Source organism: Brevibacterium picturae, from assembly GCF_900105045.1.
Lineage (GTDB): Bacteria > Actinomycetota > Actinomycetes > Actinomycetales > Brevibacteriaceae > Brevibacterium > Brevibacterium picturae.
The window spans coordinates 2,956,332-2,978,435 of the sequence record NZ_LT629739.1 but is presented as its reverse complement, the minus strand read 5'-3'; the positions used below and the strand labels follow the sequence as shown (position 1 = coordinate 2,978,435).

General features: G+C 58.4%; 19 protein-coding genes and 1 pseudogene. 17 read left to right on the top strand and 3 right to left on the bottom strand.

Annotation, left to right across the window (positions count from 1 at the left end):
• Positions 1-41 precede the first annotated feature (41 nt).
• Genes BLT92_RS13700 through BLT92_RS13690 form a run of 3 tightly spaced genes read left to right on the top strand, consistent with a single transcriptional unit; the run spans position 42 to position 2,904 of the window.
• Positions 42-785, top strand: a complete 744-nt coding sequence (locus tag BLT92_RS13700) for a DsbA family protein (RefSeq protein ID WP_092106404.1) — start codon at positions 42-44, stop codon at positions 783-785.
• Positions 785-1,732, top strand: coding sequence for a cytochrome c biogenesis CcdA family protein (locus BLT92_RS13695; RefSeq protein WP_231938833.1), 948 nt, complete (start codon positions 785-787; stop codon positions 1,730-1,732). The genes BLT92_RS13700 and BLT92_RS13695 overlap by 1 nt, the downstream gene beginning before the upstream one ends.
• Positions 1,732-2,904, top strand: coding sequence for a hypothetical protein (locus tag BLT92_RS13690; protein ID WP_092106402.1), 1,173 nt, complete (start codon positions 1,732-1,734; stop codon positions 2,902-2,904). Before BLT92_RS13695 ends, BLT92_RS13690 begins: the two co-directional genes overlap by 1 nt.
• A 48-nt stretch (positions 2,905-2,952) precedes the next feature.
• Here the strand turns inward: BLT92_RS13690 and BLT92_RS21055 are convergent, their stop codons facing one another.
• Complete coding sequence (locus BLT92_RS21055) at positions 2,953-3,084, bottom strand: hypothetical protein (protein WP_269457369.1); 132 nt, start codon at positions 3,082-3,084, stop codon at positions 2,953-2,955.
• 244 nt (positions 3,085-3,328) lie between these two features.
• On the opposite strand from BLT92_RS21055, the gene BLT92_RS13685 reads away from it, so the two are divergent.
• The 11 genes from BLT92_RS13685 (at position 3,329) to BLT92_RS13635 (ending at position 17,136) form a co-directional block, all read left to right on the top strand.
• Positions 3,329-4,384 (top strand): tyrosine-type recombinase/integrase, encoded by a 1,056-nt coding sequence (locus BLT92_RS13685; RefSeq protein WP_092109348.1) that lies wholly within the window; start codon positions 3,329-3,331, stop codon positions 4,382-4,384.
• Positions 4,374-4,712, top strand: a complete 339-nt coding sequence (locus tag BLT92_RS13680; RefSeq protein WP_092106400.1) for a helix-turn-helix domain-containing protein — start codon at positions 4,374-4,376, stop codon at positions 4,710-4,712. Before BLT92_RS13685 ends, BLT92_RS13680 begins: the two co-directional genes overlap by 11 nt.
• A 686-nt stretch (positions 4,713-5,398) precedes the next feature.
• Entirely contained in the window at positions 5,399-6,676 is a 1,278-nt protein-coding gene (locus BLT92_RS13675) for a hypothetical protein (RefSeq protein ID WP_231938832.1), read from the top strand.
• Positions 6,677-7,139: 463 nt separating this feature from the next.
• A complete protein-coding gene (locus BLT92_RS13670; protein ID WP_092106396.1) occupies positions 7,140-8,195 on the top strand; it encodes an ABC transporter substrate-binding protein in 1,056 nt (351 codons plus the stop codon).
• Entirely contained in the window at positions 8,192-9,109 is a 918-nt protein-coding gene (locus BLT92_RS13665) for an ABC transporter permease (protein WP_157691447.1), read from the top strand. The genes BLT92_RS13670 and BLT92_RS13665 overlap by 4 nt, the downstream gene beginning before the upstream one ends.
• Positions 9,106-9,921, top strand: coding sequence for an ABC transporter permease (locus BLT92_RS13660; protein ID WP_157691446.1), 816 nt, complete (start codon positions 9,106-9,108; stop codon positions 9,919-9,921). Before BLT92_RS13665 ends, BLT92_RS13660 begins: the two co-directional genes overlap by 4 nt.
• Before the next feature lies 1 nt (position 9,922).
• Entirely contained in the window at positions 9,923-11,071 is a 1,149-nt protein-coding gene (locus tag BLT92_RS13655) for an ABC transporter ATP-binding protein (protein WP_092106390.1), read from the top strand.
• 43 nt (positions 11,072-11,114) lie between these two features.
• Positions 11,115-12,473 (top strand): amidohydrolase family protein, encoded by a 1,359-nt coding sequence (locus BLT92_RS13650; protein WP_092106388.1) that lies wholly within the window; start codon positions 11,115-11,117, stop codon positions 12,471-12,473.
• 30 nt (positions 12,474-12,503) lie between these two features.
• Positions 12,504-13,514, top strand: coding sequence for a LacI family DNA-binding transcriptional regulator (locus BLT92_RS13645; protein ID WP_092106386.1), 1,011 nt, complete (start codon positions 12,504-12,506; stop codon positions 13,512-13,514).
• A gap of 267 nt (positions 13,515-13,781) precedes the next feature.
• Positions 13,782-14,939: an NAD(P)/FAD-dependent oxidoreductase gene (locus BLT92_RS13640; RefSeq protein ID WP_092106384.1), complete on the top strand. Its 1,158-nt coding sequence runs from the start codon at positions 13,782-13,784 to the stop codon at positions 14,937-14,939.
• Positions 14,940-15,519: 580 nt separating this feature from the next.
• Positions 15,520-17,136, top strand: coding sequence for an AbgT family transporter (locus BLT92_RS13635; RefSeq protein WP_092106382.1), 1,617 nt, complete (start codon positions 15,520-15,522; stop codon positions 17,134-17,136).
• 37 nt (positions 17,137-17,173) lie between these two features.
• On the opposite strand, the pseudogene BLT92_RS13630 reads toward BLT92_RS13635, so the two are convergent.
• Positions 17,174-17,835 (bottom strand): annotated as a pseudogene (locus BLT92_RS13630) (ISL3 family transposase); the annotation flags it as partial.
• A gap of 26 nt (positions 17,836-17,861) precedes the next feature.
• Positions 17,862-18,092 carry a hypothetical protein gene (locus BLT92_RS13625; RefSeq protein ID WP_092106380.1) on the bottom strand — a complete coding sequence of 77 codons (231 nt, stop codon included), beginning with the start codon at positions 18,090-18,092 and terminating at the stop codon, positions 17,862-17,864.
• A 204-nt stretch (positions 18,093-18,296) separates the two neighbouring features.
• Here BLT92_RS13625 and BLT92_RS13620 point away from each other — a divergent pair, with 204 nt between their 5' ends.
• From BLT92_RS13620 to BLT92_RS13610, 3 genes are all read left to right on the top strand, one after another.
• The gene (locus tag BLT92_RS13620; RefSeq protein WP_231938831.1) at positions 18,297-19,049 is read left to right on the top strand and encodes a GntR family transcriptional regulator; all 753 of its coding nucleotides are present in this window, start codon (positions 18,297-18,299) and stop codon (positions 19,047-19,049) included.
• Between the two features lie 326 nt (positions 19,050-19,375).
• A complete protein-coding gene (locus tag BLT92_RS13615) occupies positions 19,376-20,572 on the top strand; it encodes an NAD(P)/FAD-dependent oxidoreductase (RefSeq protein ID WP_092106375.1) in 1,197 nt (398 codons plus the stop codon).
• A gap of 90 nt (positions 20,573-20,662) precedes the next feature.
• A complete protein-coding gene (locus BLT92_RS13610) occupies positions 20,663-22,048 on the top strand; it encodes an MBL fold metallo-hydrolase (protein WP_092106373.1) in 1,386 nt (461 codons plus the stop codon).
• Positions 22,049-22,104: the final 56 nt, after the last annotated feature.

Genomic DNA, 22,104 nt, shown 5'->3' with positions numbered 1-22,104 from the left:
CTACACTTTACTAAGCCGCATAGTAACTCAGGAGTGGTGATATGCCGAGACACGAAGCGCTCAGGCCCCAATACCGATGGTGGATACCCCTCACGGTCATCGCCATTGCCCTGGCTCTCGTGCTCATGATCCTCCTCATGGATCGCGAGCAGGGCGATGATTCTGACCTCTCGACCTCCGGCAAACAGAAGGAACCGGACGTCGTCGTCACCGAGGTCGAAGATCCCGAGCAGAAGGATCTCAGCGACTTCGACACTGACGATGACGACCCCCTGGCCGACGGACCGGTGGATGCCCCGGTCACGCTCGTCGTCTTCTCCGACTATCAGTGCCCGTACTGTGCGGCCTGGTCACAGGACACTCTGCCGACAATGCTCGACTACGTCGACTCCGGTGATCTGCGCATCGAATGGCGCGAGGTAAACGTCTTCGGATCCGCATCCGAACAGGCAGCCGAGGCAGCCTACGCCGCAGCCCTGCAGGACAAGCACTGGGAGTTCCACGAGAAGCTGTTCGCCGGAGGCAAACCACGGTCGCCGGAGGAGCTCTCGCCCGAAGCGCTGACCTCCGTGGCCGCCGACAGCGGCCTCGACATGGACCAGTTCGAGGAAGACATGAACTCGTCTGAGACGGCCGAGGCCGTCGATAAGAACGCGGCGATGGGCACCGAACTCGGCGCGTTCTCGACTCCGACATTCATCCTCGACTCTCAGCCCTACGTCGGGGCCCAGCCCACCAGCGTCTTCGTCGACGCCATCGAAGCGAAACTGGAAGGAGCGAACTGATGGACATCGGATTGCTCAGCGCCTTCATCGGCGGCGTCCTCGCTCTGCTCAGCCCCTGCGCGGCCCTGCTGCTGCCGGCCTTCTTCGGCTCCACAGTCGGGGTCGGGTCACGACTGCTGCTCCACGGCGGCATCTTCTACGTAGGAATGCTGCTCGTCCTCATCCCTTTGGGAATGGGGGCAGGAACCCTGGGAGCGCTCTTCACCGCCTATCGGGGCACCATCGTCCTCGTCGCCTCGGCGATCCTCATCATTCTCGGCATCGTCCAGTTCTTCGGCTTCGGCTTCGACCCCGCTAAGGCGCTGCCCGGCGCCGACGCCATGAGGTCCAAGTCGGCAACGGCGACGGGAGCGACGAAGACATTCCTCCTCGGCGCCACGAGCGGGATCGCCGGAGTCTGCTCCGGGCCCATCCTCGGCGCGGTCCTGACTCTGGCGGCCACACGTGGCAGTGTGTTCCTCGGCGGTGTGATGCTGGCGATCTATGGTGCCGGCATGGTCGTGCCGCTGTTCATCATCGCGGCCCTGTGGTCGCGGATGGGGCCGCGAGCCAGGTCGGTCATGCGCGGAGGCTCGGTCAACTTCTTCGGCCGCCGGCTACCCGTCATCTCGATGATCACCGGAGCCCTGATGATCCTCATCGGCATCGTGTTCTGGATGACGAACGGTCTGGTCTCGGCGCCGTCTCTGGTTTCAACCTCAACCCTTGCCCATATTCAGGAATGGGCGAGCTCCTGGACGTCGACCACGGTCGACATCCTCGTCGTCTGCCTGTTGGCAGTCGTCGCCATCGCCCTGTGGTTCCGGCATGAGCGCCGTCGCAACAGGGACAGGACGGGCAGGGACGAGAGTCAGGAGCAGACAGAGACTGCGACCGGATCGGAGACCGAGACCGGGACCGAGACCGCGAAGGCGCCGAACCGGGTCAGAGACGAGCGAAGGCCCTGATGGCCAGGCGAGGATTCGGCAGTCTGACCATCGGGCTGACCACCATACTGGCCCTCTTTGGCTGCACCTCGGCCGAGGAACCGCCCGAGCTCGAACGCGAACCGAAGCAGGTCGGTACGGAACTCGACGCAGTCGATGCCTCCGACCTGCAGCTGCCTCTGATCGTCGAACCGCTCGAGCTCGTGGAGCCGGACTGGGATCTCGACGTCAAGCACCTCGGCGATGTGTTCCTGTCCGCAGGCAGCAGCGAGGATCGGCTGGACTTCAGCGCCGTCGACAGCAACGGCACCACCCTGTGGCAGGCCCAGCGACCCACGGGCTGCACCGGGTTCACCGTGACCGCCGACAGTGAGGGGAAACCGCTGGCGGTGCTCACCGACTCGGCATCTGACGAAAGCTGCAGCACCGAGGTGACGGCGAGCGCCTATGACCTCGAATCGGGTGAGCAGCGGTGGGGCCCGGCAGACGTGCCCGGTCCGCTGCACGGCCCGGGAACGGTCTTCTCGCCCGCCGACGATGACGGCGAGACCGATGACGGAGAAGCTGTGGCACTCGACTCTGACTCTGGTGAAGTCGCAGATGAGGAATCCTCGACCTCGCGCGTCCTCGGCGAGTATCAGGGGACGATCCTCAGTGTTGATCAGGACACTCTCTCCGCCTCAGACGGAGGAGACACCGCGTGGGAGATTCCGCTGGCGGATCACAACTGGAGCGTCGAGGGGCTCACAGCCTTCCCCGAACAGGTCGACGGTCTCATCCACCTCGATGCCCACGATGGGTCCGGGCCCGTCATCGATGCAGAAACTGGTGATGTCCTCGACGAGTCCGCCAGCGAGATCGCTCGAGATGCGAACTCGGAGATGATCATCACAAGGGACGAGCAGGGCCTGACGGTCATCGATGAGACGGGCACGAACGAACTGCCCGTCTCTCTGCCCGAGCCCGTGGTCTTAGAGGCTGCCGTCGGCGGGCTCATCTACCTGCGCGAGGGCGAGAGTCTGCGGGTCCACAACGCAGCCACCGGCAGCATCGCCAGGGGCTACCCTGCCGAGGGCTCGGGCATCGTGGCAGTTCCCGACGTCTTCACATCGAGGGGTGTGGGAACTCTTCGAGCCGGAGACCGGACCCTGCTGGCCACAGACAGGGTGGTCGAGGAATCCACAGAAGGTTAGTGCTGCCGCCGACCGCAGCTGCGCAAGTTCAGTCCTGAAGCGCGGCGCTCACCTCGGTGACCTTCGCAGCGCGGCGCTCACCTCTTCGGCATTGGGAGCGGAGATGAGCAGTTCATCGAATCCCCCGTTCTCAGAGCCGTCGGTCAAACGGATGCGCAGCACCGGTGCACCGGTCTTCATCGCCACGAGACGACGTGTGCCGAACTATCGCATATTGCATCAAATGCAACTGGCGATACTTGCTGGACGTCACTATCCGCTAAGCCGAACTCCAGCATACCCCGATTGTTTCCGCCGAAACAGGGAGTGTAAGCGGGGCGGTTGACTTTATGTTGCAGGTAATCATATATTGTTGCATCTGATGACAGATTATAGGGACTCGCTCACGGCGTTCAGGCTGTTGCCTTCGGGATCGAACGTCTCGTTGGTCAAACCCGAGCAGCAGGTATTTGAGGCCATGATGTCTGGTTGGGAGAATCAGCAGCTGTCCCGTGGGCTCCGCAAGCAGACTATTGACGGTCGAACAGCGATCGTCTCGCGGTTTCATGAGTTCGTTGACAAGCCACCGTGGAAGTGGACGGTCGCGGACGTGGATGAGTTCACTGGGGACGCTGCCGGACGTTCCTTGACTCTGTCGACACTGCGACAGAACCATGGGGCGATCCGAACGTTTTGTGACTACATCACCAGCCCGTTGTACGACTGGATGGAAATCTGTGATCACCAATTTGGGGAAGTGCCTTCACAGGTGTGTCTCCCGTGGAACACGGTCGCTCACCGCTTCGAGTTCGAAGGTGACGGAAAGCGCAGGCCGTTGACGTACGAGGAGGTGGAGCTGTTGTTCGATACGGCAGATGCACGTGTCGATACGTTGGCTTCTTCTGGGCGCAAGGGGGCGCTGGGTGCTTTACGAGATGCGCAGCTTTTGAAGACGATTTACGCTTTCGGGCTGCGTAGAACGGAAGCGGTGATGCTCGATACTGTTGACCTCCACTACAGTTCGAAAATGAGACACTGGGGGTGCTATGGTGCCCTTCACGTGAGGTGGGCGAAAGCAGCTGGCGGCGGCGCACCTCGGCGACGTACTGTGCTCCTGGTGCCCGAGTTCGACTGGTGGGTTCCAGGTATGCAGCAGTGGAACGAGCAAGCTCGATCACGTTTCGCTCCCGGAAGAGACCTGGATGCGCTGTGGGTGACCGAACGACGCACCCGAGTATCTGCCGGGTATCTTGATCGACGGTTTGCTGATTTGCGAGACGAAGCAGGGTTGTCGAAGGCGCTGACTCTGCATAGTCTCCGTCATTCCTATGTCACCCACTTGCTCGAGTTTGGATATGCCGACCGATTCGTCCAGGACCAGGTCGGACACATGCATGCGTCAACAACAACGATTTATGCCTCGGTGAGTTCCGACTATAAGAACCGGGTGCTCGCGGAGGCTCTGAAAGATCTAACCGAAGGAGAAGCTAATGACCATTGAACTCGAAACTGACTGGCACCTTCGAAGTATGATGGCCTCTCGCGGAATCTTTCAGACCACGAAGCTGAAACCGCTGCTCGAAGAACGCGGAATCGATCTGTCGCGCGAGCAAATCTATCGGCTCGTCACGCATCCGCCGCAGCGAGTCCGCATCGATGTTCTAGCTGCGTTGTGCGACGCCCTGGACTGCTCTCTCAACGACCTGGTCACGATCACCCGCCGCGAGCCCATAGCTGTTCCTAAAGCGGTGGGTGAAGAACCGACGCGCGGCTCGATCGGAGATCTGCGTCCCGTTCGAGCAACTATCAGACGTCCCCAATCGAAATAACTCTGGCTGTGACAGGAGGCAAACAAACCTCACGGGTAAGCGAGGTCGTTGAGCTCGTACAGCCGGTAGTTTCAGGGGTTCCCGCCGAGCGCCTTGCCGAGCTCATTACCGAAGTCGCACCGGCTCCGGTGACGCAGCGATTGCTGGAACTTGCGCTTCTCAAGCAACCGGGTCTTCTTGAAGGACGGCACAGGAACGTACCAGTGACTGTTCAGGACCTCGCGCACCTGCTCGTCGAGGCAAGGGCCAGTCGGGTGGTTCTGCCGACTTGTGAGTCGTGCGGGCGGGCATTGCGTCTGCCTCACAAAACATCGGGCGGGGGTCGTCGTTGTTCCCGCTGTGAGAGGAACGCTCGGTCAATAGCCTGTGCCAATTGTGGCCAGGTGAAACCTGTACAGCGCAACATTGAAGGTCAGCGATTCTGCCGCACCTGCTGGCGGGCGGATCCTCGGTCATTTGCTGACTGCTCGCGATGCGGCCGATATGCGACTGCAGTTGTCCGCCGTTCCGAAACCGTGTGCCTCGACTGCTACAGGGCACCGATCAAGATTTGTGGACTGTGCGGTAACCGCGGAAGGATCACCTCACACCTCGATGGACGACGAGTGTGTGCCCGCTGCTACTACGCGATGCGAAGCCCTAAGCCCTGCCCTGAATGCAATCGCAAAGTCCTTCTCACCGGATATATGAATGAGAAAAATGTCTGTGCGGAATGCGCTGGCACTCCCATCACAATGGCCTGTCCTGGGTGTGGCTCGATCTCCGAAGTACGCAAGCACCATCTGTGTGTCGAGTGCCGTCGCCCCATAATAATCCAGCACCTTCTCGCCGACGAGGCTGGAGAAATCCGTGATGAATTGGCGCCTCTTGCGCACTATCTGCTCACCTATCATGACAAAGCTCTCTCCTTGGAGCGCTGGCTACGTAAATCCGGTAGCGCGGCACCGCTCCTTCGCGAGATCGTCACCGGGCGGCTACCGTTGGAGGCAGACGCCATCAATTCGCGTGCTCAGAGCCCTCAAGGGGCGGTGTTCATTCTATCTTTGCTGGTGCGATCCGGTGTGTTGCCTGAAATGAATGTGCCGTCCATGCGCTTCGAACAGTGGCTGAAATCCTGGCTCGACGGCATCGGGGAGCCCGGCGATCGCCTGGTGCTTAGACAGTATTGTGCGTGGGAGCTGCTCGGCGCGAATAAGACGAGTATCTCCTCCCGAGCGCAGTACCAGAAGGTGCGAATGGCGCTCAAACACTGCGAGCGACTCCTTCGCGAGATTCGTTTGCAGGAGGCGAGTCTGATGACTTATCCCAAACGAATGTTGGACGTGTTCCTCACCGGCTCACCTGTTCAAAGAGATGCGCTTGCACCATTCACCCGCTGGTTACGGCGGCATGGCCTGAGCAGTCTTCGCGTCGAATTCCGCCCAAGTGTTCTCGAGGGGCGCGAGTATGCCGCCAACCATAGAGTGCAGATGGCACGACAGTTCATTGCCGATACCGATATGCACAGCGTAACTCGCGTCGCCGGCTTGCTGATTTTGTACTACGGATTTCCTCTAACGCGGATCACCTCGATCACACAGTCACAGATCAACGCTGATTCCCGACCGGTGACGCTGACAGTTGGGACTGACCCGATCGATCTGCCGGAACCGCTCGGGGAGGCGATTGTTCGCCAGCTCGGGTTGGCTCGAAGTCGCTCGGGAACGTGGCTGTTTCCAGGTCGAATCCCTGGCCGACCTCTGACTGCTGGACCATTGGGGATCCGCCTGCGTAAGGAGGGGCTGATGGCCGTGAGCGCACGGGCGACAGCGCTAATTAAGTTGACACGGCAACTGCACCCGCGTGTGGTCTCTGACCTCCTCGGTATCACGCCAGCGAGAGCCGCAGCATGGTCGCGTCTTGCTGGCGGGGAGTGGTCGGATTACCCCGTCATCCGTTCAGCACCTACTCGGCCTCAGGCCTAGACGGTATGTAGTGGCCCCATCGTCCTGGCGGTGGAGCTGCGGCACGGGGCTCACCCACGAAACTCGTGAGTTACCGGATAAGAAGCCACCTGCCCGATCTATCTATCTACCATTCGCGAGAGGCACCGATATTCACAGAGCGTACAGCGTTGGCCTGGATGTGCACGCTTAGTCGATCCCCGCAGCATTGGATAACACGTCCAGTTGACACTGACTCCATAGGATGAGCACGTACATTTGTGGCTGGCCAAATATCCAGGGCCGGTCGCCGTTGCCTACGAGTGTGAGCTTTAGTGCTTAAAGGCGGTCATTCTTCATCAGGCAGTGGCGGTTACATCGGTCGAGGAATACTGAGCGCCCAATCATGTACCGTGTAAAAATCTTGACGCCGATCGTGTATCGCATTAAGCTCAACTGTAACTAGTTACTGTAACTAGTTACATCTACATGTGAGGAGGCATGTATGAGGCGACGCAAAGGTCCAACGACCGTATTTGCACTCGCACTCACGGTGTTGCTGTCGGCATGCACATCAACAGCAACCTCGAGCGACATCGACGGCGATGTACTCGTCGTTGAAGGCTACGGAGCAGAGTACGCAGAGATCTTCAACGAAGTGATCGCCGAACCGTTCAAAAGCGAGACAGGCATCACGGTGGAATACCAGGGTTCAGGGTCTGCGACGCAAAGATACGCGAAAATTCTTGCCTCGAGAGGGGACCCAGATTTCGATCTCACCATATTGACGGATGTCGAGCTTTATCAAGGCAAGAGCGACGAACTACTCGCGCCGGTCACTGAAGAAGATGTTCCCAATTTAGACAAGCAGCCACAGAAACTGCGCGAAGCTGCGCACGGTTTCGGTGCAATTCAAGATGTCCAATACGTGTCACTGATGTTCAACAAGAAGCTCTTCTCGTCCCCGCCTCGGAGCTGGAAGGTGCTGTCCGAGCCGAAATACCGTAACGGCGCATTGATATTCAATCCCTCAGGAATGTTAGGTGTTCACCAAATCCTCCTTTCCGCGGACATGGCCGGAGGCGGAATCAACGATACTCAACCTGGGTTCACCCAGCTCGCGAAACTTGCATCTTATGCAGCGGGCACTCCAGGCACGTCAGCCGAGGCGGTGCCGTTCATGGAACGGGGAGAGGCCACGGTATTCCCGTATCTGGATGGCAGAGCCGCGATCTACTCAAAGACCACCGACTATGACTTCACACTTCCTAAAGAAGGATCGTACGGTCTGCTCGGCGCATTAGGTATGCCGGCCGAATCACCGAACAAGGAAGCCGGGTACAAATTGATGAACTTTTGGCTACGACCGGACATTCAAAAACAGTGGGCCGAATCGTACAACGTCGGTCCAGCAATTTCAGGGATCGAGTTCAGTCCTGAGTTTACGGAGAAGCACATTGTGACTCCGGAGAGTTTGGAGCGCATCAAGATCGCTGATCCAGGAACAGTCCAGGAAAATCGGACCGATTGGTCGAAACAGTGGTCGGAGTCCGTGCGATGAGAACCGTTCTGACATCGCCGACAAAGGCGACAAGCGTACCCGGCCGTCCTGTTCCTGGAAACAATAAACGCCGTTCTAAACTCAACCTGGGCCTTCCTGGCATCATCTGGGTATTGGCTGTATGCGCAATTCCCACAGCAGTGATGCTGGGGACCAGCTTCTTCACCTATGAAGGAGCTTCGGTGACCGGCCCGGTCACTCTCGAAAACTACACCGACCTCTTCAGCGACTCCTATTTCCGCTCAGTCCTGTTGGACACCGTATGGATGGCCGCAGCTGTAGGGGTCATTTGCCTGATTCTTGGAACATTGGTGGCGCACTTCCTCGTCCGTTCCAACTCGCGACTGCGTGGTCTCGTCATTCTGTTGGTGATTCTTCCACTCGTATCAAGCGTTGTCGTTCGAACATACGGATGGCTCGTACTTCTGGAGAACGGAGGCCTGATCAACTCCGTGGCCATGGATCTTGGACTGATAGATGCGCCCATAGCCTTCATCGGTTCGCGCTTCGCGGTCATCATCGGTTTGGTCCATGTGCTGCTGCCTTTCTCCGTCTTCACAATCATGTCAAGCCTGCAAGGAGTCGACTCCAGCCTAGAGCGTGCCTCTCGAGATCTCGGTGCAGGACCAGTGGCCACGTTCCGAAGAATCACTATTCCACTCATCGCGCCGGGACTGATCAGTGGCTTCATATTGACGTTCACCATCAGCATCGGCGCCTACGCCACTGTAGCTGTCCTTGGCGGCGGATCTCTTCAGACCTTGGCAGTGCTTGTTCGAGAGCGAATGGTGACGAGCTTGGAATGGGGACAGGCAGCTGCTATCGCCGCAATCATCCTCGTCATCGGGGCATTCGTCGTTGGTTTGCTTCTGTCCTTCTCACGGAAGACGCGGATCCCGGGGGTCTCAGAATGAAAAACAACCGCGGCTCAATTGCGCGAGCAGGAAACGCACTTCGGAATGTGCTTCTCGTTCTTACGATGTTCTTCGTGACTGTCCCTATGCTGGTAGTCGTTTGGACCTCGATCCAGCCCAACACTTATCCCAAGTTCCCTCCGACTCAGTTCTCGCTGAAGTGGTGGAACGAAGCACTGACAGGTGAATGGATGCGCCCCCTTGCGCTTTCTGCCGAAATCGCTGGGATCGCGACAATAATCTCTGTCATTTTGGGCTCCGCTGCCGCTTATGCACTAGCACGTTCGAACAGTCGAGCCCGAACAATGCTGGAAGGATTTCTGACTTCCCCACTGCTATTGCCCGAGATTGTCATCAGCCTCGCGGTCTTACAGTTCATTTCGATGTTCGGTGGCTCCTGGCTAGGACCTGAGCTGCTGATCGCGGCCCATGTCACGATAGGCATTCCCTTCGTCGTTAGAACTGTCGGCGTAAGTCTCGTCGGGGTCGATCCGTTGTGGGAGCGTGCCGCTTACGATTTGGGAGCCTCGCGACTGCGAACCTTTTTCACCATCACGCTTCCGTTGATGAAATCAGGAATTTTCGCGGGTGCACTGTTCGCATTCATCATGTCGTTCAACAATGTTGAGCTGTCACTGTTTCTCACTTCGCGCTCGGCGACCACACTACCGATCAAGATACTCAACTATATGGAGTTTGAATACTCTCCCAGCCTCGCCGCCGTCGCAGTGACCGGAATGGCCGGAATCCTGCTCATTGCCGTTATCGCCTCTCGTTTCACGAGGATGACCGACTTCATTGGAGGACGCTAATATGTCCATTACCCAGAACACTCGACACAATGCGCAAAGCGACACATCGGACACCCCAGTTCGAGGGGGATCTAGCGTAGCATTGCGCGACATTCGCAAGTCCCTCGGTGGATCGACGATCGTTCACAAACTGTCGTTCGACGTTCAGCCAAGTGAGTTTCTGACCTTACTCGGTCCGTCAGGATGCGGGAAGACGACGACTCTCAACATGGTCGCTGGCTTCATTTCGCCGGATTCCGGATCGATCATCCTCGACGACGAGGCAGTCACATCTGAACCGCCCAATAAACGTGACTCAACCATGGTTTTTCAACAGTATGCCCTGTTCCCACACCTCACCATTGGAGAGAACATTGCGTATGGATTGAAGAATCGAAAAGTACCTGCATCAGAAATTCGCAAGCGCGTTGACGGCGCGCTACAAAGAGTGGGATTGGACGGTCAAGAAGACCGCTACCCTAAACAGCTATCCGGCGGTCAGCAGCAGCGCGTAGCTCTTGCTCGAGCAATCGTCGTTGAGCCCAAAGTACTGCTTTTAGATGAGCCTCTGTCGAATCTGGATCTAAAGCTTCGAGAACAACTGCGACTCGAGATCAAACATCTGCAGCGAGATTTAGGCCTAACGACGATATTTGTGACTCATGACCAAACCGAAGCGCTCGTCATGAGTGATCGGATTGCGGTGATGCGCGACGGCAGAATCGAACAGCTCGGTACTCCCGCTGAAATCTACAACTCGCCCAGCAACGAGTTCGTCGCAGGCTTCGTGGGGCAGTCGAATCTCGTCGACGCAAAGTTCCTAAGGCGTGATGGCGACCGGTGCATAGTCGAATTGAACGACGGCACGCAGGTTTCTGTCCGAATCTCGGCGGAGCCAACACCCACTTCTGATACCCCCATACGTGTCCTCTTCCGTCCTGAATCTCTGCACCTCATCGATACCACCGAAGACGCCTCGTCTCCATCGATCGATGGCCACGCCCTCGAAGTAGTCAACGAAGGGGACAACGCCACCGTAGAAGTCGAAATTTCAGGTGGGAAGACGATCACCGTAAGAGTCCCAGATCCGAGCGGGACCGTGTTGCCAGTCCCCGGAGATTCAGTCCGTGTCGCAATCCCAAGCGAGACTGGGCTCGCCTTACTCACCTGATCATTTGGAATCCTCTCAGTAGTCACAATTCACTAGGAGAAACATGCGGACTACCGTTTTGCACAATTGCCAACTCGTTGACGGTCGGAACACCGGCATACAGTCCAACGTTGACATCATCGTCGTAGGATCAACGATTCGCGAAATATCTCCAACTAGCACAACCGAAACTTACAGTGGAGTCGATGAGATCATCTCAGTCGACGGCAACCTCGTGACGCCCGGATTGATCAACAACCACACTCATGGGACAGCATTTGGTCCTCTTTTCCCGAGCGGCCATGAGGCGCTACCTCACAGCCAAATCTTGCAGAACTTGGACACTCACCTGCAAGAAGGAACGACCACTGTGTTGTGCGTTGACGGTTTCGTCACGGCTGACGCCCTCGCTGCAACCAACCAAAGTCATCCCCTTCAAGTGAGCCTCGCATCGTGCAATACCCCAGCCTGCCTTGAAGCAGCGACGCTGGCTGATGGGGGAGGTTTATCCGACGAAAACATTGCATTCTCAGCTACTGATGCTATTGGTGCTGGAGCAGTGGCGCTCGGGGAAATTGGTGCCGGCCACACGCTCGGTGGCGGCGGTGCCAGCTATATGTACATCCCCATGGAAGTGCGGCGCCGAACCGGGGTCACGATTACTTCAAAGCAGGCAGACAAACTGAAGATCGCAGTCCTTGGGCGCCACATTTCGGCATCGTCGTTCGACCACGATGCGGTCGAGGAATCAATTGTCGACGCAAATCTCGCCGGAAAATTGTCAGTCGACGAAGCGAAGGAGATCGTGTCCGATATCGTTCTCCCTGCCTTCGACGTCGCCTTGTACGGGCTCACAGAGGCGGCAGGCCAAGCGCAACAATCCGGTGTTCCTGTGCTGGTACATAATGCGGCAGCCTCCATGACACAAGTCGCCGACATCGCACGCCGAGAAGTCACCGTCATTGCGGGTCACTCAAACCACAACAGCTTCGATCTGCGTGAAGGGCTTGAGCACGCTGAACGTCTCAAAGAACACGGTGTGATCGTCGACGTATCCACGCTCGACACTTTCGGGGCTCAACTCATCACTTCCGGACCAGACCTCTTGTTCGCAATGTTTGATCAAGGGCTAGTCGATACCATCTCGACCGACTACGCAGGCGGACATCACGACTCCATCTTGCTGGTCATCGATCGGGCAGTAAAAGCTGGGGTCGTGTCGCTTCCGGCTGCAATTGCGATGGCCAGTGCAAATGTAGCTGATGCCATACCGGGCCTCGCCCCCAACCGAGGTCGTGTAGTTCCCGGAGGCTGTGCGGATATGGTAATTACAAGGGCAGATGCGCTCGATGACGTTCAGGCGGTCATCGTCAACGGAACTGTTGAGGTACGAAACGGGAAACGAGTCGCATCTGCTGCTTAGGAAATATTGGGCTAACTGAGAGGACTGGTTATGCCACGCGCTACAATCAACGACGTTGCTACAGCGGCGAATGTGTCGACCGCGACTGTGTCACGTGTGCTCAATGGTCACAAGGTGACAAGTTCCACCTCAGATCGGGTGTGGGCGGCAGTAGGCACACTTGATTACACACCGAACGCATTGACACGGGGAGTGTTTGCAGGTCGTTCTAACACGATTGGTGTGATCATCAGAGATCTCAACAGCCCCTTCTATCTCGAACTGATGCGTGGCATCGATAAAGTTGCAACGCACGATCGCAGCTTAGTGATGTTCGCTAACACCTTCAATCAAATTGAACGAGAAGCTGCGCATGTCCAGACCATGGATGAACAACGGGTACGGGGCCTCATTCTCACAACTGGCCCCTCCACTGACGATCGAACAAAACACTTCGCCGAACGCGGTACACCGTGTGTCATCGTGGCACGTAAAGCACCCGATCTGGTGCCCAACCTGCACTCTATCGCCCTTGATAATCACGAAGCTGGGCGACTGATCGCAACTCATCTCATCGAATGTGGCAAGAAATCAATCGGAGTGCTTCACGGCGGCAGTCGAACCTCCCAAAGCGAGAGGATCGATGGTCTCAGAGAGACCCTGGCAGAGTACGACCTGACTCTCCATGATGACGTGGTGCACGTTGCCGAATCCGGAAACGACGTCAGTGTCGCATTGGATGAGATCTTCACGAATGCCAGAGCCGTCGGCCGCCCAATCGACACTATTGTCTGTCTCACTGGTCTGCTCACCACTCGAACTTACGAGGTCCTCAATGAGCGTGGCTGTCATATACCGGAGGATATCGCCCTCATCGCAATGGATGACTTCCCTTGGGCGAAAACTTTGGGAATCACCGTGGTTGCTCAGCCGTCATTCGATATGGGGGTCGAAGCTGCAACTCTCATCACTAACGGAAACGATCACCCGCAACATATCGTTAAAAATCCACGGCTCGTGGTTCGCCAGTCCTGTGGCGAAAGCGAAGAGCCAACCGAGTAGATCTAGAAGGCTGCGGCGATAGCCGCACAACCTTCATGTAACTTGTTACGTTTTAAGAACGGAAGGCATATGAAATCAACTCCTGTGAAAACAGCCGTCATCACCGCCTGTGACGAGAATCCGAGGAGAGGGGCGAGATGGCTCGTTGAGGATAGGCCACTCGTGCTCTAGCTGAATGTCCGCAGACAAGGACGACCTGGTGGAGAACGAATTGGTCGAGGCAGTCAATTAGATAGTAGTCAGAGCAGATATAAGGAGTAAATTCGAATGAAAATCATCGTAATTGGCGGCGGCGTACTTGGTGCTTCCGCGGCGTACCAGCTTGCAAAGAGGGGTGCTGACGTTCAGCTCTTCGAGCGGGGCATTCCGGGAGACGAAGCGAGTTCTGCAAGCCTGGCTTGGCTGAACTCAAATACAAAGGAGCAGCGTCGATACCACGACCTCAATGTGATGTCGATGTCCGAGCACCGCGCAATAGCACGTGAACTCGGGAACGATGATTGGCTATACAGCGGTGGAAACGTTGAAGTTGCCGGTACAGACGAGGCAGCCCAATCACTTCGGGCGCGAATTGATCGTCTCCACGACTACGGGTATGCGGCAATCGAATTGGAGCCCCAGGACCTTCCCCGTTACGACCCGCTCATTCGGGTCCATGACGACTACCGTACGGCCGCCTTTTTCCCTGGGGAGAGCTGGGTGAATCTTCCGCAGCTGATTCACCGTTTGCTCCAGGCGGCCCAGAATCTCGGCGCCGTTGTGCGGTCACAGACGGCGGTTGACCACCTGCTCATCGAGTCGGATAAGGTGACTGGTGTAGTCCTCAATGATGGAAGCCACGTTCATGCTGACCGGGTAGTTCTTTCTGCGGGCAGCCAGATCGGCGCACTTATGGGAGAGCTGGGAGTCTCGGTCTCAACTGTCGGAGAACCAGGCGCGACAGTAATTACTGTGCCAGGGACGTCTTCTCTGTCGACACTATTGCATTTGCCCGGGGTCTCGGTTTGTCCGATTGCAGGCGGAAGGCTTGCGGTACGTTCGGTAGCTGGTGATCAGACGCTCGACACTGAGTCGTGGACGCTTCCGAATTCGACCGTGGCAGACCTGATACAGCGTGCCTCTCATGGGGTGGCAGACGTCAACTCTGATCAAACTCGCGGAGAACGCATAAGCCTCGCCGTGCGACCGTATCCGTTCGATGGCCTACCGGTTGCTGGCTTCTGGAACGATACTTCCAATCTGTATTTGCTGACCATGCACAGTGGCGCGACGCTCAGCGCATTGATGGGACGTTTGGCCGCGGAGGAACTGATGACTGACTCCAAGGTCCGACTGCTGGAGGGATTCCGAGCAGATCGCCTCTCCCTTCCGAACGAGTCAGGTGCAGAGAACTTTGACCCTCATGCTGTTGAAGCCGAGGTCTAAGACGCTATCGGAAATTATGTAAGCTCAAAGTGTTGAAGCACGGCGCGAACCCTGAAGACGAAGCCGACCATTTCAGGGTTCGCGCCGTCTCTATTCGGAAGAATTATGGAAGAGCCCACCCAAATTATCTCGCGAAGAATCCAGTTATTACGGTGCGAAAGTGGATTTCATGACCGATTGTTCAATGCGCGAAGCATAATTCGTCGCATGCTTTGAGCTGTGTTCGGGGCCAGAGCTCTGATGTCGCAGTAGTGGTTTACTGCGGTGACGAACGACTTAACGCCCGACCTGATCGGCCTACACGAGAGCTTTCGGTCCCTGCCTGCCGACCGTTTCACGATCATCGGATTCGCGGCCGTCCTATCTCGTGCCTACTGCCTCGTCACACAGCGGGATCATGCTTGGGCCACTGTTCGGTCGCCTGGCTGCCGAGGAGCTCATCGCTGACAGCCAACAGGACTTGCTTGAGAATTTCCGTCCGACCCGATTCGAATATGCCACGGCTACAGCTGGCGGAGTAGATCTGTCATTGCAGCTCGGCGATCAATAATACGACTCTCACGTCGATCAAAGGAGACCGATGACTACACGAACCACCGCCGCTTCCATTGTTCCGGAACGGCTCCCACTTCTGTACCGCGCGATCGGCTTCATTGAGCGGATCGGCAATCTGCTTCCGCATCCGTTCTGGCTGTTTTGGATCATGGCTCTGCTGCTCGGCGTCGTCAGCTGGATGCTCTCGGCAGCCAGCGTCTCAGTGACGCTGCCCGAATCCAATGAAGTCGTCGAAGTCAAAAACCTGCTGTCGACCGATGGTCTCAAGTACGCCATCGAATCGGCTCTAGACAACTTCGCATCCTTCCCACCCCTGGCGGTCGTGCTCGTCGTCCTGCTCGGTGTGAGCGTCGCTGAGAAGAGCGGGGTGCTAGAAGCCCTCATCCGGCTGACGATCATCAGATTGCCCAAACGGTGGGTGACCTTCGCGATCGCCTTCAGCGGAATGATCGCCCACATCATGGGCGATGCGGCCTACTTGGTGATGATCCCGCTGGGAGCAATGGCCTTCAAGGCTGCGGGACGGAGTCCTGTTCTCGGCGTGATGGTGGCTTACGCATCGGTATCCGCCGGATTCAATGCGAGTCCACTTGTCACTCCCTCCGACGCGATCCGCTCGTCACTGGCGTCCGCTGCAGCCCAGACGGTCGACTCGAGCGCTTCGATCACGCCGGTGGCAACCTATTTCTTCTCGGCCACATCGTCGCTGCTTCTCGCCGTGATCATCACGTTGGTCGTGGAACTCGTGCTCTCCCGGCGAGACGACTTCAAGGTCCCGGCAGAAGTATCCGCGAACTCCAGTGGAAAAGCCGACGGCGAAGCTACCGCCAGTGAAGCCGCCGGACACGGTCGACCCGTGGAGGACCGCACCGAGTCGATGGCTCTCGACGACAGTCAGACTCGCGGCCTGTTGCTTGCAACGGCGGCCGGAGTGGTCTTCATCGGCGCAGTCGTCGTCATCCTGCTGCTGCCGGACTCACCATTCATCGAACCCGGCCAGTCGCTGGTCGAATCGATGGTCCTCGACAACATCGCGATCTTCATCTCGCTGTTCTTCACTCTGACGGGGATCGTCTACGGATACAGCACCAAAGCATTCACCACCCTCAGAGCTGTTCCTGAGGCGATGATCTCGGGTGTGGTCAATCTTGCGCCGGTCATCGTCCTCTTCTTCGCCGTGGCCCAATTCCTCGCATACTTCAGTTGGACAGGGATCGGCTCGGTGCTTACAGTCAACGGCGCAGATCTGCTCCAGAGGCTCGAGGCCCCACACCTGGTTGTGCTCATCGTCATCATCATCGGAGTGGCGTTCATCAACATGATCGTCACCAGTGGTTCGGCGATGTGGGCGATCTTCGCACCCATCCTCGTGCCGATGATGATTTACTACGGTGTTCGCCCTGAGGCCGCCATGGTGTCGTTCATGATCGGAGACTCAGTGACGAACGCCGTGACACCCATGAGCGCCTACTTCATCCTCGCGCTCGGATTCGTACAGCGATATCGCAAGGACGCGGGAATCGGCACACTCATGGCTTTCACGGTTCCGCTGTCGGTCGCGATCCTTATCGGCTGGGGTCTCTTCTTCTGCGTGTGGTATCTACTGGGCATTCCGCTTGGGCCAGGGGTTGTACTTCATTAATTCCGGAATCTGTGCTGGCCGCCCGCGCTTATGGGGATCATCGCAATTTAGAATGTAGAACCGGTCGGAAGCCACCGGAATCGAGCTGTAAGCACCTCGCGATGTAATGAGTGAGATTGCGGAACCCCAGGGCCGATCCCCGAAGATGTTCGAGCCTGCCATTGATCGATTCGGTTGGCCCGTTCGACGTCCCGGGCCTGGGAAGAACGCCAACACGTCAGTTGCACATCGCTTCAGCGTTCTCCCCAACCGCCTCAACTCAACCAACCCAGCAGGCAGGCGCGCCGACAAAGCTTCGATGACAGCCTGCAAGAGCCTCTTGCCTTCGCTTCTGTCCTCGGCCCGGTAAGCAGCCACGATGTCTTGGTAGTGCGCCCAGGTGACTTCGACCTCGGTGCTGTTCGCATCAGCGAAGAGACTGGCGATCCGTGCTTATTGTCGCCTTGTGAGCAGGTCCGTGCCCGTGTGCAGCGTCCTCCTTGCCCGATACAGCGGATCTTTCGCCCGTCCCCGATGCCCAGTTGTCTCCTGCTGGACGCGACGACGAACGTCGTCGAGGGTGTCACCAGCAAGCTTGACGAAGTGGAACGGATCAATGACTTCCACAGCATCGGAAAGTTCCTCCGCGGCAGCTGTTTTGAATCCAGAGAATCCGTCCATCGCGACGACTTCGATACCATCACGCCAACCCCTGGGTCGCCGCAGTACTCAGTCCAATAATAGATTTAGTGATATGTGGCCCTACCAGTATTCGGGTGCCGATAGGTGCCGAGCTTCCGGTAGCCGGAGATGTTCAGACCAGATCGCAGACCCAAAAACTCCGACGGCCACCCGGTGACTTCGAAGGCGCGGATCGCATCGACGGGAACAGAATGGAAACGGCGTCGTGCCATCATTCGCTCCCACCCGGGAAAGATGATCGTCAGCCGATTGTTGTTGACGGTGACTTCAGTCATGGCGAATCCTTTACCTCAGTTGGGCGGGGTAGCCCAGGAATTCAGCGTATGCGCGCACCTTCCGGGGCCACTTCCCCCTGACGGCCGATTCGCAGCTCCCTCTCGGGATGGATTCTGGCCCAGCCGGCCACAGACAGGATGGTCAAGGAGTCAACAGAGGTCAGCGTTGCCGCAAAAGACGAAGGATTCGGGCAGACTGGTGCCATGGCATCATCTGGACACATCGATTCGACCGGCGGCAACACCGGAGGCAGCAACAACTCTGGCCACCGGACGCTGTGGGCCAAAGTCAAAGCGGACCTTGAACAAAGGATCAAGCGGGGAGAGTTCGACAACACCTTCCCGGGAGAACTCGAACTCACAAAGCATTATGACGTGAGCCGCTCGACGATCCGTGCAGCGCTGACGCCCCTGCGCCAAGAAGGACTTGTCACGGCTCAGCCTGGGCGCCCCTCCGAGGTCGTCCATGTTGCCAGGGAACGTCGGTTCGGTCCGGTCTACAGCCTCTTCGCCGCGGTCCAGAAATCAGGGATGACACAACGCAGCACCATCGACGTTGCTGAATTGCGCAAGGATCCCGAGGTCGCGAAACGCCTCGGCGTCGGACCGGATGCAGATCTGGTCTACCTCGCGAGGATGAGGTATGCCGACGATGAGCCCCTGGCCATTGATCGCGTGTGGCTGACCCACGAAGCTCGCGGAGTGCTCGAACAGAACCTGACCCACACCGCTCTCTACGATGCCCTGCAGCGGTGCTGCAATCTCACTCTGACTGCAGGAGAGGAGACCGTGCATTCGATCAACCTCACCGCTGAGCAGGCAAGTCGTCTCCACTCCGAGCCCGGCTCGGCGGCCTTCTTCATCGAGCGCCTGGGCAAAATCGACGACCGGGCACTGGAATGGCGAGAAACTCTCATCCGCGGCGATCGCTTCACCGTCACAACCACCTACCCCTGAGTCCTGCTGCTCTCCTTCCTCTTCATGCGACACACCTGACGCTGCAGGTCCTGCCCCGTCGGATCCTGCCCTGCCCGGTCGGATCCTGCCCTGCCCGGCTTTGACGAGCCTTGCCTGGACGAGCCCTGCCGACGCCCGGCGCCTCCGGACAGAATCTCCCTCGTCGTCACTACTGTGATCACATCAATGCTCCCCAGGGCTTCCCCTCAGCGATAAATGTACGTACATTAGACATGTACGAACATTTGAACGGACCATTTGCAGAAATTGCCTCTGTGCCGTCGGCCAACCTCGGCGGACGCCAATTGGCCAAGGAGGGATCGACAATGAGCATGCATCATAGGATCGTCGTCATCGGCGGAGGAAATGCGGGCCTCAGCGTGGCCGCACGTCTGCGCAACGCCGGCCAGGGCGATGTCGCCATCATCGAACCACGCACCGAGCACTACTATCAGCCGCTGTGGACACTCGTCGGCGGAGGCCGAGCCCCGCGCAGGGAGAGCGTCCGCCCCCAAACACAGGTCATGCCGCAGGGAGTTGCCTGGGTCAAGGACTCAGTGTCTGAGATCGAGCCGGATGAACGCACCGTGAAACTCGCCTCCGGTGGCGAAGTCGGCTATGACTACCTTGTCGTCTCCCCCGGCCTGCAACTCGACTGGGACCGCGTGCCCGGCATGACCGAAGCTGTCGCAGGGCCACAGGCATCGAGCAACTACGACTTCGAGCTGGCACCGAAGACGTGGAAGCTCATCAAGGGCATGAAACGAGGAACCGCCGTGTTCACTATGCCTTCCGGGCCGATCAAATGCGCCGGAGCTCCACAGAAGATCGCCTATCTGGCAGCCGATTACTGGAGGCAGCAGGGGGTACTGGACGACATCCGAGTGGTTCTCGTCCTTCCCACTCCCGGCATGTTCGGAGTCGAAGTCTTCGCCAAGGAGCTCGACAAGGTAGTGGAACGCTACGGTATCGAGGTCCGTTTCAACAGCGAGGTCACCGATATCGATCCGACAGCACAGTCCGTGACCATCACAGACACTTCGGCACAGAACAGCGAACAGCTCGACTACGACATGCTCCACGTAGTCCCCCCGCAGTCCGCGCCGGATTGGATCAAACAGAGCCCAGTGGCTAAGCCCGGCGACCCGAACGGCTACGTCGACATCGATGCCAACACTCTGCAGCACGTGCGCTGGCCCGAGATCTTCTCCCTCGGCGACGCGGGCTCGTCACCGAATTCCAAAACCGGTGCCGCCATCAGGAAACAGGCTCCGGTAGTGGTGGAGAATTTGTTGGCGACAATGGAGCACCGCCCCATGAACGGCCGCTACGAGGGCTATGCCTCATGCCCGCTCACAACATCGCGAACCACCATGCTCTTGGCCGAGTTCGACTACAGCATGCAGCCGGCTCCGAGCATCCCGGTCATCGACACCACGCACGAACGTCGCGACATGTGGTACCTCAAGCGCTATGGCCTGCCGGCCATGTACTGGAACCTCTTCCTCAAGGGGCGTGCCTGACCTCTTGGCTCAGCACTGCGGCACACGCAGCAGTGCCCCATCCATTGCACATCGCGAACAATTGCACATCACGAACATCGGAGAACCATCATGCTTCTCGAACGCATCTACGACGAAGACCTCTCGCAGGCCAGTTATTTCATCGGCTGCCAGCAGACGAATGAAGCCATCGTCATCGACCCTCGGCGGGACGTCTCCGTCTATCTGGACCTGGCCCGATCCAAGGGCATGCGCATCTTGCATGTCACAGAGACCCACATCCATGCCGACTACCTCTCCGGAACACGCGAACTCGCCGAGGCCACCGACGCGACCATCTGGGTCTCGGGCGAAGGCCGACAGGACTGGCAATACGGCTTCGCAGGTCAGCGCCTCCACGACGGCAGCACCATCACCGTCGGCAACCTCACCCTCACCGCAGATCACACGCCCGGGCACACTCCTGAGCACCTCTCCTTTCGGCTGACCGATGGGGCCGCGGCCGATAAGCCCGGCTACTTCTTCACCGGCGACTTCGTCTTCGTCGGTGACCTGGGTCGCCCCGATCTGCTCGACGAGGCGGCAGGCGGCGTCGACACCCGGTTCGAGGGCGCCAAGCAGCTCTTCCGCAGCCTGCGCGACAAGCTGCTGGCACTGCCCGATTACGTTCAGATCTTCCCCGCCCACGGTTCCGGCAGCGCCTGCGGCAAGGCCCTCGGCGCCGTTCCCACGACCACGGTCGGATACGAACGCAACTTCTCCTGGTGGGGTCGTCATCTCGCAGCCGACGATGAACAGGGCTTCATCGACGAACTGCTCGAGGGCCAGCCGGATGCGCCCGCCTACTTCTCACGGATGAAGCGGCAGAACCGTGACGGACCACAGATTCTCGGTGAGCGAGATCCCGTGCAGGAGCTCGACGCCGAGGTGGTGAAGAAGGGCGTGGAGGAGGCCACAGTGACCTTCGTCGACACTCGCAACCAGCACAAGGTCCATCAGGGAACCGTCCCCGGCTCGATCAACGTCCCGGTCAACGGCAAACCCGCCGCCCATGCCGGTTGGGCCTACGATCCCGAAGCCGATTCCCGACCGCTCGTCCTGCTCGCGAAGAATCAGGACCTCGCACAGCTGATGCGCGACCACCTGATTCGCGTCGGCATCGACGATGTCACGGGATATGTGACCAGCCTCGACGGACTTCCCGTGGTGGTGCCTGAACTGGTGTCACCGTCCGATCTGTCCACGACCGACTACGATCTCCTCCTCGATGTCCGCAACGCCTCCGAATATGTCGCGGGGACGATCCCCGGGGCGAAGCAGCTCAGTGCTGGGCGGGTCCTGTGGCACCAGGACGAGCTGCCGGAGGACGGGACGATCGTGACGTTCTGTCAGAGCGGAGTACGCAACTCCGTGGCCGCCAGCGCCCTGCGCAGAGCCGGGCACCGTGTCGTTGAGCTCGAGGGCAGCTACCTCGGCTGGCAGGCCGCCCAGAAGTAGGACCGTCCTCACACGCATCCGGCGCCACCATGCGCCGGATGCGTCTGTCGTGTCAG

Bases quoted from the DNA above. Each gene is read 5' to 3' on its own strand.
- BLT92_RS13615 (WP_092106375.1), top strand. From the start codon at position 19,376: ATGAGCATGCATCATAGGATCGTCGTCATCGGCGGAGGAAATGCGGGC.
- BLT92_RS13635 (WP_092106382.1), top strand. From the start codon at position 15,520: ATGACTACACGAACCACCGCCGCTTCCATTGTTCCGGAACGGCTCCCA.
- BLT92_RS13645 (WP_092106386.1), top strand. From the start codon at position 12,504: ATGCCACGCGCTACAATCAACGACGTTGCTACAGCGGCGAATGTGTCG.
- BLT92_RS13675 (WP_231938832.1), top strand. From the start codon at position 5,399: ATGAATGAGAAAAATGTCTGTGCGGAATGCGCTGGCACTCCCATCACA.
- BLT92_RS13670 (WP_092106396.1), top strand. From the start codon at position 7,140: ATGAGGCGACGCAAAGGTCCAACGACCGTATTTGCACTCGCACTCACG.
- BLT92_RS13640 (WP_092106384.1), top strand. From the start codon at position 13,782: ATGAAAATCATCGTAATTGGCGGCGGCGTACTTGGTGCTTCCGCGGCG.
- BLT92_RS13610 (WP_092106373.1), top strand. From the start codon at position 20,663: ATGCTTCTCGAACGCATCTACGACGAAGACCTCTCGCAGGCCAGTTAT.
- BLT92_RS13690 (WP_092106402.1), top strand. From the start codon at position 1,732: ATGGCCAGGCGAGGATTCGGCAGTCTGACCATCGGGCTGACCACCATA.
- BLT92_RS13665 (WP_157691447.1), top strand. From the start codon at position 8,192: ATGAGAACCGTTCTGACATCGCCGACAAAGGCGACAAGCGTACCCGGC.
- BLT92_RS13680 (WP_092106400.1), top strand. From the start codon at position 4,374: ATGACCATTGAACTCGAAACTGACTGGCACCTTCGAAGTATGATGGCC.
- BLT92_RS13695 (WP_231938833.1), top strand. From the start codon at position 785: ATGGACATCGGATTGCTCAGCGCCTTCATCGGCGGCGTCCTCGCTCTG.
- BLT92_RS13655 (WP_092106390.1), top strand. From the start codon at position 9,923: ATGTCCATTACCCAGAACACTCGACACAATGCGCAAAGCGACACATCG.
- BLT92_RS13700 (WP_092106404.1), top strand. From the start codon at position 42: ATGCCGAGACACGAAGCGCTCAGGCCCCAATACCGATGGTGGATACCC.
- BLT92_RS13620 (WP_231938831.1), top strand. From the start codon at position 18,297: ATGGCATCATCTGGACACATCGATTCGACCGGCGGCAACACCGGAGGC.
- BLT92_RS21055 (WP_269457369.1), bottom strand. From the start codon at position 3,084: ATGAAGACCGGTGCACCGGTGCTGCGCATCCGTTTGACCGACGGCTCT.
- BLT92_RS13650 (WP_092106388.1), top strand. From the start codon at position 11,115: ATGCGGACTACCGTTTTGCACAATTGCCAACTCGTTGACGGTCGGAAC.
- BLT92_RS13660 (WP_157691446.1), top strand. From the start codon at position 9,106: ATGAAAAACAACCGCGGCTCAATTGCGCGAGCAGGAAACGCACTTCGG.
- BLT92_RS13625 (WP_092106380.1), bottom strand. From the start codon at position 18,092: ATGACTGAAGTCACCGTCAACAACAATCGGCTGACGATCATCTTTCCC.